Below are 12129 nucleotides of genomic sequence, written 5' to 3' on the forward strand. Positions count from 1 at the left end.
GCGGGCCCGCCCCCGCGGAGCCGCCCGCGCGGCCGCCGCACCGAGGAGTCCGTCATGACGAAGCCCCGCCGTCCGTCCCGCGCCGCCCGCGCCCTCGTACCCGGCGCGGTGGCGGCCGTCCTGCTGGCGGGGTGCGCCCCGGGGGCCGGGGGCACGGCCGCCGGGACGGGCACGAGGACGGGGACGCCCGCCGGCCCGTCCGCTCCGGGCCCGGCGGGCACCGCTCCCTCCGGCACCCCGGCACCCTCCCCCGGCGGGGCCGCGTCCGGAACCCTGCTCGTCGCCGACTTCGGCTCCGACACGGTCACCTTCGTCGACCCCGCGCGGGGGGCCACCGGGTCCGTGAAGGCGGGCGTCGCGCCGTACGGTCTGGCGGTCGGCGCCGACGGGCGCGCCTGGGTGGCGACCGCCGAGGGGGTGGCGGTGGTGGACACCGCGTCCCGGAAACGGCTCGCGCTGGTCCCGTACCGGACGGAGACCGGGCCCGTGACCACGGGCGAGTACCGGGGCGGCGGCATGGGCATCGCGCTCGCCCCGGACGGGCGGCGGGTGTACGCGGGGGTCAACGTGCCCGGCGGGAACGGCGTCCTGGAGGTGATCGACACGGCGTCGCTGCGGGTCGTCGGCGCGGTGCCGGTCGGACGGCGCCCGTTCGACGTGGACGTGTCGGGGGACGGCGCCGAGGTGTACGTGACGAACCACGACTCCTTCGACGTCACGGTCGTGACGGCGGGGACGCTGGAACCCCGGCGGGTGGAGGTCGCCCCGTACGGCACGGAGGGCGGGCTCGGCTCCTGGCTCAAACCGCACTACGCGGCGGTACGGCCCTCGGACGGGAGGCTGCTGCTGCCGTTCGAGGGCGAGCGGCTCGCCGTGGTCGATCCCCGTACGGGCCGGACGGCGATCGAGCCGATGACCGCGAACACGCACCAGCACGGGGTCGCCGTGACCGCCGACGGGACGCTGCTCGCCGTGGGCACGGGGCCGATCGACCCGGCGGTGGACGACGGGCCCTCCCTGACGGTGCGCGCGCCGGACGGGTCCGAGCGGGTGTACCCGCTGGAGGGGCCGCACGAGAACGTGGCCGTGTCCCGGGACGGGCGCACCGCCTACGTGACCGGCGGGTTCACCCGGGACGGGTACGGGGACGTCCTGACCGTCGTCGACCTCGCCACGGGCGCCGCCCGCCGCCTCCCGGCGGGTTCGCGGCCCCTGGGGATCGCGGTCCTCTGACGCCCGCCCGCCCCGCGACGGGCCGCCGGAGGCGGCCCCGGCGGCGGAAAGGCCGGTGAGAACGGCCGCGAGCGGGTAGCCGGTGGCGGAGGGCGCCGGACCGGAACGGACCGCTCCGAAGAGCGATTCAGCCGTAATGGCGATAAAAAGAGTGAACAAGGAATATTCAGCGAAAACGTATTACATGATCACACTCAGCCACACTCCATGGCTCCCTGCACGCTCATACGGAAGGCGGACAGCGTGACGCGACCGAGGATTCTCGTGGTGGGCGCCGGCTTCGCCGGAGTCGCCTGTGTACGGAGGCTCGAACGGCGGCTGGCGGAGCGGGAGGCGGTCATCACGCTCCTTTCGCCGTTCTCGTACCAGCTCTACCTCCCCCTGCTCCCCCAGGTGGCGGCGGGGGTCCTGACCCCGCAGTCGGTCGCCCTGTCGCTGCGGCGCAGCGAGCGGCACCGGACCCGGATCGTCCCCGGGGGCGTGGTCGGGATCGACACGGCGGCGAAGGTCTGCGTGGTGCGCACGATCTCCGGCGAGTACGTGAACGAGCCGTACGACCACCTCGTGCTCGCCCCCGGCAGCGTGACCCGGACCTTCGACATCCCCGGGCTCACCGAGTACGCGCGGGGCATGAAGACGCTCGCGGAGGCCGCGTACATCCGCGACCACGTCATCGCCCAGCTGGACCTGGCGGACGCGAGCAACGACGAGGCGGAGCGGGCCGCGCGGCTGCAGTTCGTGGTCGTCGGCGGCGGTTACGCCGGGACGGAGACCGCGGCCTGCCTCCAGCTGCTCACCCAGAACGCGGTCGAGCGGTACCCCCGGCTCGACCCGTCGCTCATCAAGTGGCACCTGGTGGACATCGCGCCGAAGCTCATGCCCGAACTGGGCGACAAGCTGGGCAAGGCCGCGATGGACATCCTGACCCGGCGCGGCATCGAGGTCTCGCTCGGCGTGTCGGTGGCCTCGGTGGACGAGAAGACCGTGACGCTCACGGACGGGCGGGTGCTGCCGAGCCGGACGCTGATCTGGACGGCCGGGGTGGCCGCGAGCCCCCTGATCGGCACGCTCGGCACCGAGACCGTCAAGGGCCGGGCCGCCGTCACGCCCGAGATGGCCGTACCGGGGCTCGACGGGGTGTGGGCGCTCGGGGACGCGGCGGCGGTGCCCGACCTCGCCAAGGGCGAGGAGGGCGCGATCTGCCCGCCGACGGCCCAGCACGCGATGCGGCAGGGCAGGGCGGTCGCCGACAACCTGGTCTCGACCCTGCGCGGCGAGCCGACCCACCCGTACCGGCACAAGGACCTGGGCCTGGTGGTGGACCTGGGCGGGATGGACGGGGTCTCGAAGCCGCTCGGTGTGGAGCTGCACGGGATGCCGGCGCAGGCCGTGGCCCGCGCCTACCACTGGGGCGCGCTGCGGACCAACGTGGCCAAGACCCGGGTGCTGACGAACTGGCTGCTCAACGCCGTGGCCGGGGACGACTACGTGCGCACCGGATTCCTGGCCTCCAAGGCGGGGACGCTGCGGGACTTCGAGTACACCGACGCGTACCTGACGCCGGAGCAGGTCCGCACCCACACGGCCTCGTTCCGGGGCGCGGTCTCCGGCGGCTGAGCGGGAAGGACGGGCGGCGGGACTCCCGGCGATGGGCCGGGGGTCCCGCCGTCGCCGCGGGCGGGCGCCTCGCGGCGGGACCGGCGGCGTGCGGGATCCGGCGCCTTCGCGGCCGGGCCCCGTGGGAGCCCCCCGTGGGCGTGGAAGCCCCGTCAGCGGGCCAGTTCGGTGGCCGGGCCCATGACGACGACGGGCTGCCGGGCCGGGTCGAGGGCGCGGAGCAGTTCGCGCATGGCCGCGCGGTCCAGGGACACGCACGCCTGGGTGGGGCCTCCGTGGTCGACGTGGACCCAGATGCCGCCGCCCTTCTCGGCGCCGAGGGGGCGTTCCTTGTCGAGCGGGGTGCGGCCGGGCACCCGGTTGTAGTCGATGGCGATCACGTGGTCGAAGGAGCCTTCGAGGGGCTCGCCCGCGAATCCGGTGCCGCTGACCGCGAACTGCTCGTCCTGGTCGTACGGGAGGCGGGTGCCGGGGTCGGGCAGCCGGCCGCCCGCGTCGCCGAGCCGGAAGACCCCGATCGGGGTGCGCAGGTCGCCCGCGTCGTGGTCGGCGGTCCAGCCCCGGAGCGCGTTGTGGGCGGGCCAGGGTCCGGCCTGCGCCTTCCACCGGCCGGTCCGGTCCCGTACGTGGAGCGTCGCGGTGGAGGTGTTGGAGTCGGGGGTGGCGCCAGTGACCAGGAGGACCTGGGAGGTACCGGCGGGGACGGAGGCGCGGGTGACGGGTCCGACCCCCGGGAGCCGGGATTCGGGAGCCGGGACGGAGCCGCCCCCGCCCGGCGGTCCCGGGCGGGGGCGGGCGCCGTCGGCGGTCGCGGTGGTCGGGGCGGGCGCGGACGGGACGGCGGGACCCGCGCAGCCGGTGAGCAACAGGGCCGCGCACAGCGTGCCGGCGCTCAGCAGCGCGGGGGCGCCCTTGCGGACGGACATGGGACGGCTTCCTCCTGGCCGGGAACAGTGCGGTGATCCGTACCCGTTCGGAGGCCGGGGCCGCCGCCGGGGCCCCGCCCCCACCCGTACGGACGCGCCCTCCCGGGTACCGCGCGGGCCGCGAAAGCGGTTGACCGGCGGGCCCCTTCACGGTTGTCTGCCGGGATGAACGATCTTCGTATCGAACGGGCGCGGAGCGGGGCGGGCCTCGCGGACTGGCGCGCCGTCCACAACACGGTCGTCCCCACGGCGCTCCTCTCCCACGACGAGGTGCGGGAGCGCGCGGGCCGGAACCGGCTGGACGTCGCGTACCTCGGGGAGGCGGCGGTGGGCTGTTCGACGGTGCGTCCGCCGGACGGGGAGACCCCGGCGGCGACCGTCATCGCCAGGACGCTGCCCGGGTTCCGCGGCCGGGGCGTCGGGACCGCGCTGTACGAGCGGGGGCTCGCGCACGCGCGGACGCTGGGCGGCGAGGGAGTGGAGACGGTGGTCCTGGCCTCCAACGAGGAGGGGCTGCGGTTCGCCCTGGCGCGGGGCTTCGTGGAGGTCGAGCGCTACGTCCTGCCGGGCGACACGGTCCCGTTCGTGACCCTGCGACGGGCCTGACGGGCTTTCCGGCCGCCCCGAGGGGGGGTGGTTCCGGCTCGCGGGCGGGCCGGGGGGGGGGCGCCGCCCGCGAGCCGGGGTCTTCCGGGGCGCCGGTCAGGCGCGGGCGACGGCCGGGGCCGGGCGGGAGCCGTCGGCGGCGGGGTCCGGTTCCGCGTGACCCGGGTCGTCGAGGAGACGGCGCAGCAGGACGGTGGCGCGGGCCGGACCGCCCTCGCGGTCCTCGCCGCCCTCGTCCGCGAGCAGGGCGGCGAGGACCGCGATCCGGGCCTGGCCGGCCCGGAGGGTGCCGGTGAGGAGCGCCCCGGCGGCAACCAGGTCGACCGCGCCGCCGCCGGTGTAGATCTCGGCGAGCGGTCCGGCGGGGACGCGGGTGGTCACGGCCACGAGGACGCCCCCGGCGACCGCGTCCGCGACGGCGGCGGCGATCTCGGGGGTGGCGTTGCCCGCGCCGGTGGCGACGAGGACGACGCCCCGGGCGCCTGCGGCGACGGCCGCTTCGAGGAGGAGCGGGTCGCCGTCGGAGTGGTGCGTCACGATGTCGACGCGGGGCAGCGGGACGGCTCCGGGGGCGCCGGGCGACGCCGTGCGCGCGGCGGCGGGCAGGGGCAGCGGGGCGGAGCGCTCGGGCCGCCGCTCGATGTCGACGCGGGAGAACCCGACGCGGCCCAGGCGCTCGGCGGACGGGTCGGAGAAGGCGTCGGCGGCGAGGGTGCGGTACTTCACGGTGCCGCGCGCCGCGTGGACGCGTCCGTCGAAGACGACGAGGACGCCGAGGCCGCGGACGGTGGAGGCGACCTGGAGCGCGTCGTACAGGTTGCCGGGACCGTCGCCGTCGCCGGTGCCGAAGGGGCGCTGGGCCCCGGTGAGGACGACCGGGCGGGCGTCGGTGTGGTGCAGGTCCAGGAGGAAGGCCGTCTCCTCCAGGGTGTCGGTGCCGTGGGTGACCACGATGCCGTCGACGCCGGGGTCGGCGAACGTCTCGTGGACGGTGCGCAGGAGGGCGAGCTGGTGCGCGGTCGTCATGCGCGAGCTGTTGACGTTGAAGAGGTCGACGACCTCGACGGCGATGCCCTCGGGGAGGGGGGCGGTGGCCAGGACGTCGTCGCCCGAGGCGTCGGCCGCGTAGCCGGTGCCCTGCCAGCGGCTGGCGATCGTGCCGCCGGTGCTGATGACGACGATCCTGCGCGCGTCCCCGTCGTGCGTCCGCTTCATGAGTGCCGTCCCCGACTCCGTGTCCGAGGGTCTCCGACCCGTGCTGGAGGACCCCTTCCGGCGCCGGCGGTTCTCCGTCCGGCCGGGGAGGCCCCTGTGAGGACGCAAGGATAGGACAAAAGGTGCGCAAGACGATTGCGAAGAAAGCCGCTGAAATGTTTCGTCGTGGTAGAAGATTGCGCCATGGACCGAATTGACCTCCACATCTTGCGCGAGCTCCAGGACGACGGCCGCCTGAGCAACCAGGAGCTGGCCCAGCGGGTCGGGCTCAGCCCCTCCCCCTGCCTGCGGCGGGTGCGCCAGCTGGAGCGGGACGGGGTGATCCGGGGCTACCGGGCGGTCATCGACCCGGAGGCGGTCGGGCGGGGGTTCGAGGTGCTCGTCTCGGTGGAGGTGCGGCGGGACCGGGAGACGGTGGAGGCGTTCGAGGAGGCGCTCCAGGACGTGCCGGACGTGATCGAGGCGTACCGGCTGTTCGGCAGTCCGGGCTGCCTGCTGCGGATCGCGGTGGCGGACCTCGCGGCGTACGAGCGGCTGTGGATCGAGCGGCTGACGACGCTGGCCGGGGTCACCGAGGTCAACTCGCAGATCATCATGAAGCGGATCAAGGAGCCGAAGGGGATGCCGGTGGACGTCCGGGGCGGATGACGCGCCCCGGACGGCCGCGGCGGGCGTCCGGTGCCCCCGTATGCGAGAACGTCACGGAAACGCCTCCTCCCGGTTACACGAAGAGCCCCTCCTCCGTGCCACGCTCCCGGCTGACAAGAAGTCAACACGCGTAGAACACGGCGCACTCGCGTCCGGCCCGTGTTCCACCGCGTGACGTCCCCGGGAAAGGGCACCCCCATGTCCGCTGCACAGCCCCGTCGTCGGAAGGCATGGGCGGCATCCATAGCCGCCGCCCTCGTCACCCTCACCCTCCCCGCCGTCACCGCGACCCCCGCGAGCGCCACGACCACCGCCTACGACAGCACGTACTACAAGAACGCGATCGGCAAGACCGGTCCGGCCCTCAAGTCCTCGCTGCACACGATCATCAGCAGCCAGACCAAGATCTCGTACGACGCGGTCTGGAACGCGCTGAAGACCCTCGACCAGGACCCGAACAACTCCGCCAACGTGCTCCTGCTCTACAGCGGGGTCTCGCGCGCCAAGTCCCTCAGCGGCGGTTCCGTGGGCAACTGGAACCGCGAGCACACCTGGGCCCAGTCCCACGGGAACTTCGGCACCACGGCCGGCCCCGGCACCGATCTGCACCATCTGCGCGCGGCGGACGTCCAGGTCAACAGCGCGCGCGGCAACAAGGACTTCGACACGGGCGGCAGCCCCGTCGGCGGCGCGCCCGGCAGCTACACGGACAGCGACTCCTTCGAGCCGCGCGACGCCGACAAGGGCGACGTGGCCCGCATGATCCTCTACATGGCGGTCCGCTACGAGGGCGACGACGGCCGGCCGGACCTGGAGCCCAACGAGTCGACCTCCAACGGCAGCGTCCCCTTCCACGGCCGCCTCTCCGTCCTGAAGCGGTGGAACGAGCAGGACCCGCCGAGCGCCTTCGAGGAGCGCCGCAACGACATCGTCTTCACCACCTACCAGGGCAACCGGAACCCCTTCATCGACCACCCGGAGTGGGTCGAGGCGATCTGGTAGTCCGGCCCGGGGGCGGAGGGACCGGCCGGGGAGCCTCCCGGTCCGTCCCGTCGGCCTCCGGAGGGGTTCCGGGCCCCGTTCCCGCCCGGGGAGGGGACCCGCGTCGGCGGACAGGGCTCGCGCCCCCGGTTTCCCGGGGGCGCGAGCCCTGTCCGCCGCGCGTGCGGCCGTCCTTCACTTCCCGGTGCCGGACTCCGCGAGCATCCCCTCGCGCAGCCGGTTCAGGCTGCGGGCCAGGAGACGCGAGACGTGCATCTGGGAGACGCCGAGCCGCTCGCCGATCTGCGCCTGCGTCAGCTCCTCGACGAAGCGCAGGTGGAGCAGCAGCCGGTCGCGCTCGCCGAGGGCCACCACGAGCGGAGCGAGGGTGTGGAAGTCCTCGAACAGCGCGAGGGCCGGGTCCTCCTCGCCGATGAAGTCGGCCAGGGCCGTCTCGTCCTCCTCGTCGCCGCCGATCGCGGCGTCCAGCGAGGTGGAGTTGTACCCGTTGGAGGCGAGCTGGGCCTCGATCACCTCCTCCTCGGAGAGCCCCATCAGCACCGCCAGCTCCGCGACCCGGGGCGCCCGGCCGAGCCGCGAACTCAGCTCGTCGGTCGCCTTCGCCAGCTCCACCCGCGCCTCCTGCAGCCGGCGGGGGACGTGCACCGCCCAGGTGGTGTCACGGAAGAACCGCTTGATCTCCCCCACGATGTACGGCACCGCGAAGGTGGGGAACTCCACCTCGCGCGAGAGGTCGAAGCGGTCGATCGCCTTGATGAGGCCGATCATGCCGACCTGGACGATGTCCTCCATCTCGTCGGCACGCGCGCGGAAACGGCCCGCCGCGTACCGCACGAGCGACATGTTCATCTCGATGAGGGTGTTCCGGACGTACTGGTACTCCTCGGTGCCCTCCTCCCGCTCCGCCAGTTCGCGGAGGAACACCTTCGTCAGAGCGCGCGCGTCCTGCGGGGCGACCTCGTGGGGGGCCTCGACAACGGGCAGGTCCTCATGCGCATCGTTCGTCACGCGCGTCGTCTTCGCCTCGGCCATCTCGGTCCGCACGGGACAACCTCCTTTTTCACCGTGTCCGTTGAGCGGTCCCGGCCCGCGTACCCCCGCTTCCCCGTTCCATTCCCGTGAGTCCGGCGACTTCACCCCCGGGAGTGGCGCGCATCACTTCTGTGCGATCGGGCAGGCGAATCACATCACCTGTTGATGAATCAGGAAGAAAGGGGCCCGTGATGAACACCCGGAGCGACGCCCGGCACCCGGAGCCGGCGGCCGCGGTGCCCCGCCCCGGCACCGGAACCCACGACCCGTCACCGGTCAGGACGCCCGCCCAGGCGCGGGAGCTGGTCTGCCACACGCTCGCGGCCCTCGGGCCGCTGCCGCCGGACCAGGTCGAGGACCTGCTCCTCGTCACCTCGGAACTGGTCACGAACGCGCACCGGCACGGCGGCGGGATCACCGGCTTCGGGATCGCCGTCGGGGACGACCGCGTCACCGTCTCCGTGGCCGACTCCAGCAGGCGGGCCCCCCGGTACGAACTCCACGAGGAGCTGCGCACCGGGGGCTTCGGATGGCCGATCGTGCTGCGCCTGTGCCGCGAGGTCACGGTGGACCCCCGGCCGGACGGCAAGGTCATCCACGCGGCGGTGACGGTGGACCGGTGAGCGGCGGCGGAAGGACGGGCCGGGGCGGCGAAAAACCGGGAAGACCGGGAAGACCGAGAGGGGCGACCACGTTCTGTACGTGGTCGCCCCTCTCGCGTCGCGCTTCCCGGGGGTGAGGGCGGGCCCGTCCACTCAGAGCAGGTCCCGTCGGTCGTCCTCGGCCACCGTGGGGGCGACCGGGGGAACGACCATCCGGCGGCGGCGCAGCACGCTGACGTAGGCCGCCGTGCCGATGATGCCGACGGCCATGAGGATCAGACCGACCAGGTCGAGGTTGACCCCGTCCATCTGCCAGTCCGACGCGAACGTGAGAATGGCCCCCACCGCGATCAGAATGATGAAAGCTCCGAGACCCATGGTTCCTCCCTAGTGGGTGTGATGGGCATCGGCTACCCCGGACCCGCGTCCTCATCCCCGATGTCCCCCCGCGCTTGCGCCCGGTGACGGGAGGTCAGGGGTTCCTCCGGCGGCCGGGAGGCGTCCGCACCCGCGCCACCGGAGGGCGTACGGCCGGGGCCCGGTCCCGGCGGCCGCCGCCCGCCTCCTTCCGCGTACCGCGCGCCCCTTCCGTACGGTGACCCCGGGCGTACGGCGGACAACGACATCCCCAGAACGGCGTAAAATAGGGCAAATGAGCATATCCAGATACGAGCTGGTGTTCACGGACGCCACGGGGGCCACCCGGGACGTCGTGGTCGTGGAGCGCACGATGTACAAGGGCTCCGGAGGCCACCCCATCTACACCGACGCGACCGGCATCATCCGCGCGGAGATCAGCGACCGGGGCGAGATACGGGTCATGCCTTCGGGAGGACACCAGGATCCCGCCCACGCCGTGCGGGTCCGCCCGCTCCCCGAAGCCGAGGACGCCGAGGGCTCCGGCGCCCCCTCCTGACGCCGGGCCCCGGACCGCCCGGACCTCCGCCGCCCCTCCGGTTTTGGTTTGTCGGACGATCATCAATACGATCCGGCGATGATCACGAGAAAACGGCTGGCGACCGGGGCCTGCGCGCTGCTCGCGGCCCTGGGCGCCGCGCTCCTGCCGACGGGCGCGGTCGCGGACACGCCCACGGCGAAGGAATCCCCCAAGGTCGAGCTGGTGCTCGACGTCAGCGGCTCCATGCGGGCCCAGGACATCGACGGCAAGTCCCGCATGGCCGCCGCCAAACAGGCTTTCAACGAGGTGCTGGACGCGGTGCCCCAGGAGGTGCGGCTCGGCATCCGCACCCTCGGGGCCGACTACCCGGGGCAGGACCGCAAACAGGGGTGCAAGGACACCCGTCAGCTCTATCCGGTCGGACCGCTCGACCGGACCGAGGCCAAGGCGGCGGTGGCCACCCTGGCCCCCACCGGCTGGACTCCCATCGGTCCGGCACTGCTCGGCGCGGCCGAGGACCTGAAGGGCGGGGACGCCACCCGCCGGATCGTGCTCATCACGGACGGCGAGGACACCTGCGCCCCGCTCGATCCCTGCCAGGTGGCCCGGGAGATCGCGGCGAAGGGCATCCACCTCGTCATCGACACCCTGGGCCTGGTGCCGGACGCCAGGACCCGGCAGCAGCTCACCTGCATCGCGGAGGCGACCGGTGGCACCTACACCTCGGTCCACCGCACCGAGGAGCTCTCCCGCCGGGTCCGCCAGCTGGTCGACCGCGCGGCCGACCCGGTCGTCACGCCCGTCGCCGCCCGGGGCGCCGCGCGGTGCGCCGACGCACCGGAGCTGAAGCCCGGCCTGTACACGGACCGCGAGGCGTTCGGCGAGCACCGCTGGTACCGGGTGGACCTGCTGCCCGGCCAGGAACTGCGCGCCTCCGTCAGCGTGTCGGCCGACCGCGCCGTCAACGACGACTACGGAGTGCTGCTGCGCGCCGTCACCCGCCACGGCCGGGAGATCACCCGCGGTTCCGAGGCGGGCGACGGCCGTACGGACGTGCTGTCGACCGGACTGCGCTACCCGAAGCCGGAGACGGACGACACCGGGGCCGACGGCAAGCCGGTCGCGGAGACGGTCTGCCTCCAGGTCAGCAACTCCTTCTCCGCTCCCCCGTCGGTCAGGACGACGCCCGGCATGCCGATCGAGCTGGCCGTGGACGTCGTCGACGGTCCTTCCCCGGCCTCGGACGCGGCCTCGTTCGGGCTCGGCCGGGGCTGGTGGCTGCTCGGCGCGCTGGTCCTCGCCGGCTTCCTGGCCGGTCTGCTCTGGGGCTGGCTTTCCCGCTGGCGCTTCGCCGTCTGGAGGACCCACTGATGCGCACCGCACGCACGCTCGTCACGGCCGCGCTCGCGGCCGCGGCACTGCTCGGACCCGCGGCTCCGGCCGTTCTCGCCGACTCCCCCTCGGCCACGGCGGACGCCCGGTCCGCCGACGGCCCCACGGAGGCGGGCACCACCTTCCGCACCGCCGCGAAGTTCCTCCCGGGGCAGCGGGCGACCGCGTCGGCCGCCACGGGTGACTACCTGTACTGGGTGTTCCCGGCGGACACCGGACAGCGGCCGACGGTGAACGCCACGGTCACCCTGCCCGACGCCGCCCTGCGGCACGGGCCCTCCACCTGGCGGATCGACGTGTACGACGGGCTGCGGCGCCGTCAGCCGTGCATGTACGGCACGCAGTCCCGTACGGCGGCGAAGGGGGCCGCGGCGGTGGAACTCGCCTGCGTGCTGCGCCCGGTCCGCGCCTCGGCCGACACCTGGTCGAACGACCCGCTGCCCGGCAGCTACTTCGTGCGCCTGACCGTCGTGAACCTGCCGGACGAGGACCTGGGACAGCCGTTCGGCGCCCGGGTCGGCGTGGAGATCCGGGACAAGGGCGGCGCCTACGCCACCGACGGGGCGCTCGCCGCGCCGCTCGTGCCGGGGGCCACGACCGCCGACCGGGCGGAGGCCGACGCCGACGCGGACCGGCCCTCCGCCGTCGAGGCGGCGGCCCCGGAGGGCGGCTGGGCCTCCGGATGGTGGTCCGACCGCTGGCTGTGGACCCTGGCGGGCGGTGTCCTCGCCGCGCTGGCGGGCATCGGCGGCTACGTCCTGACGCGCGGCTCGGGCCGCCCCTCCCGGGTCCCGCCCACCGCCTGACCTGCTCTCTTCACGGTCCCCGACGGGACCCCGAAGGCCCCCACCGCCGCGCGGTGGGGGCCTTCGCACGTGCGCCGCACACCCGGAGGGCCGACCTTTCCATGCAATTAGATTGATTTATTCCGTTTCCAACGGGTTCCAGTGGTAAGAGG

The 12129-nt window shown here is 74.0% G+C and carries 13 protein-coding genes; 9 read left to right on the plus strand and 4 right to left on the minus strand.

Annotation, left to right across the window (positions count from 1 at the left end):
- Positions 1 to 54: 54 nt before the first annotated feature.
- A complete protein-coding gene (locus ACFYZY_RS04955) occupies positions 55 to 1233 on the plus strand; it encodes a YncE family protein (RefSeq protein ID WP_388689570.1) in 1179 nt (392 codons plus the stop codon).
- A gap of 243 nt (positions 1234 to 1476) precedes the next feature.
- The gene (locus ACFYZY_RS04960) at positions 1477 to 2850 is read left to right on the plus strand and encodes an NAD(P)/FAD-dependent oxidoreductase (protein WP_388689572.1); all 1374 of its coding nucleotides are present in this window, start codon (positions 1477 to 1479) and stop codon (positions 2848 to 2850) included.
- A gap of 152 nt (positions 2851 to 3002) precedes the next feature.
- Here ACFYZY_RS04960 and ACFYZY_RS04965 read toward each other — a convergent pair whose 3' ends face one another.
- Positions 3003 to 3776 (minus strand): hypothetical protein, encoded by a 774-nt coding sequence (locus ACFYZY_RS04965; RefSeq protein WP_388689574.1) that lies wholly within the window; start codon positions 3774 to 3776, stop codon positions 3003 to 3005.
- Positions 3777 to 3941: 165 nt separating this feature from the next.
- On the opposite strand from ACFYZY_RS04965, the gene ACFYZY_RS04970 reads away from it, so the two are divergent.
- The gene (locus tag ACFYZY_RS04970; RefSeq protein WP_388689576.1) at positions 3942 to 4382 is read left to right on the plus strand and encodes a GNAT family N-acetyltransferase; all 441 of its coding nucleotides are present in this window, start codon (positions 3942 to 3944) and stop codon (positions 4380 to 4382) included.
- Between the two features lie 96 nt (positions 4383 to 4478).
- Here the strand turns inward: ACFYZY_RS04970 and ACFYZY_RS04975 are convergent, their stop codons facing one another.
- Complete coding sequence (locus ACFYZY_RS04975; protein ID WP_388689577.1) at positions 4479 to 5597, minus strand: asparaginase; 1119 nt, start codon at positions 5595 to 5597, stop codon at positions 4479 to 4481.
- 183 nt (positions 5598 to 5780) lie between these two features.
- Between ACFYZY_RS04975 and ACFYZY_RS04980 the strand changes: the two genes are divergently transcribed.
- Both ACFYZY_RS04980 and ACFYZY_RS04985 read left to right on the plus strand, forming a co-directional pair.
- Positions 5781 to 6245: an Lrp/AsnC family transcriptional regulator gene (locus ACFYZY_RS04980; protein ID WP_388689578.1), complete on the plus strand. Its 465-nt coding sequence runs from the start codon at positions 5781 to 5783 to the stop codon at positions 6243 to 6245.
- 198 nt (positions 6246 to 6443) lie between these two features.
- Positions 6444 to 7247, plus strand: a complete 804-nt coding sequence (locus tag ACFYZY_RS04985; protein WP_388689580.1) for an endonuclease I family protein — start codon at positions 6444 to 6446, stop codon at positions 7245 to 7247.
- 174 nt (positions 7248 to 7421) lie between these two features.
- On the opposite strand, the gene ACFYZY_RS04990 is transcribed toward ACFYZY_RS04985, so the two are convergent.
- Complete coding sequence (locus ACFYZY_RS04990) at positions 7422 to 8279, minus strand: RNA polymerase sigma factor SigF (RefSeq protein ID WP_388689991.1); 858 nt, start codon at positions 8277 to 8279, stop codon at positions 7422 to 7424.
- A 191-nt stretch (positions 8280 to 8470) separates the two neighbouring features.
- Between ACFYZY_RS04990 and ACFYZY_RS04995 the strand changes: the two genes are divergently transcribed.
- On the plus strand, positions 8471 to 8902 hold the full coding sequence (locus tag ACFYZY_RS04995) for an ATP-binding protein (protein ID WP_388689582.1): 432 nt from the start codon (positions 8471 to 8473) through the stop codon (positions 8900 to 8902).
- A gap of 132 nt (positions 8903 to 9034) precedes the next feature.
- On the opposite strand, the gene ACFYZY_RS05000 is transcribed toward ACFYZY_RS04995, so the two are convergent.
- Positions 9035 to 9259, minus strand: coding sequence for a DUF6458 family protein (locus tag ACFYZY_RS05000; protein WP_388689583.1), 225 nt, complete (start codon positions 9257 to 9259; stop codon positions 9035 to 9037).
- A 274-nt stretch (positions 9260 to 9533) separates the two neighbouring features.
- Between ACFYZY_RS05000 and ACFYZY_RS05005 the strand changes: the two genes are divergently transcribed.
- The 3 genes from ACFYZY_RS05005 (at position 9534) to ACFYZY_RS05015 (ending at position 11977) form a co-directional block, all read left to right on the plus strand.
- The gene (locus ACFYZY_RS05005) at positions 9534 to 9797 is read left to right on the plus strand and encodes a DUF6296 family protein (RefSeq protein WP_388689585.1); all 264 of its coding nucleotides are present in this window, start codon (positions 9534 to 9536) and stop codon (positions 9795 to 9797) included.
- Positions 9798 to 9875: 78 nt separating this feature from the next.
- A complete protein-coding gene (locus ACFYZY_RS05010) occupies positions 9876 to 11150 on the plus strand; it encodes a VWA domain-containing protein (protein ID WP_388689587.1) in 1275 nt (424 codons plus the stop codon).
- Positions 11150 to 11977, plus strand: coding sequence for a hypothetical protein (locus ACFYZY_RS05015; RefSeq protein WP_388689589.1), 828 nt, complete (start codon positions 11150 to 11152; stop codon positions 11975 to 11977). Before ACFYZY_RS05010 ends, ACFYZY_RS05015 begins: the two co-directional genes overlap by 1 nt.
- The last annotated feature ends 152 nt before the right edge of the window (positions 11978 to 12129 follow it).

It is taken from the genome of Streptomyces sp. NPDC001744 (genome assembly GCF_042892575.1).
GTDB lineage: Bacteria > Actinomycetota > Actinomycetes > Streptomycetales > Streptomycetaceae > Streptomyces.

Excerpts from the sequence above, each read along its gene's own strand:
- ACFYZY_RS04990 (WP_388689991.1), bottom strand. The coding sequence starts at position 8,279 with ATGGCCGAGGCGAAGACGACGCGCGTGACGAACGATGCGCATGAGGAC.
- ACFYZY_RS04980 (WP_388689578.1), top strand. The coding sequence starts at position 5,781 with ATGGACCGAATTGACCTCCACATCTTGCGCGAGCTCCAGGACGACGGC.
- ACFYZY_RS05000 (WP_388689583.1), bottom strand. The coding sequence starts at position 9,259 with ATGGGTCTCGGAGCTTTCATCATTCTGATCGCGGTGGGGGCCATTCTC.
- ACFYZY_RS05010 (WP_388689587.1), top strand. The coding sequence starts at position 9,876 with ATGATCACGAGAAAACGGCTGGCGACCGGGGCCTGCGCGCTGCTCGCG.
- ACFYZY_RS04995 (WP_388689582.1), top strand. The coding sequence starts at position 8,471 with ATGAACACCCGGAGCGACGCCCGGCACCCGGAGCCGGCGGCCGCGGTG.
- ACFYZY_RS04985 (WP_388689580.1), top strand. The coding sequence starts at position 6,444 with ATGTCCGCTGCACAGCCCCGTCGTCGGAAGGCATGGGCGGCATCCATA.
- ACFYZY_RS05005 (WP_388689585.1), top strand. The coding sequence starts at position 9,534 with ATGAGCATATCCAGATACGAGCTGGTGTTCACGGACGCCACGGGGGCC.
- ACFYZY_RS04970 (WP_388689576.1), top strand. The coding sequence starts at position 3,942 with ATGAACGATCTTCGTATCGAACGGGCGCGGAGCGGGGCGGGCCTCGCG.
- ACFYZY_RS04965 (WP_388689574.1), bottom strand. The coding sequence starts at position 3,776 with ATGTCCGTCCGCAAGGGCGCCCCCGCGCTGCTGAGCGCCGGCACGCTG.
- ACFYZY_RS04975 (WP_388689577.1), bottom strand. The coding sequence starts at position 5,597 with ATGAAGCGGACGCACGACGGGGACGCGCGCAGGATCGTCGTCATCAGC.
- ACFYZY_RS04955 (WP_388689570.1), top strand. The coding sequence starts at position 55 with ATGACGAAGCCCCGCCGTCCGTCCCGCGCCGCCCGCGCCCTCGTACCC.
- ACFYZY_RS05015 (WP_388689589.1), top strand. The coding sequence starts at position 11,150 with ATGCGCACCGCACGCACGCTCGTCACGGCCGCGCTCGCGGCCGCGGCA.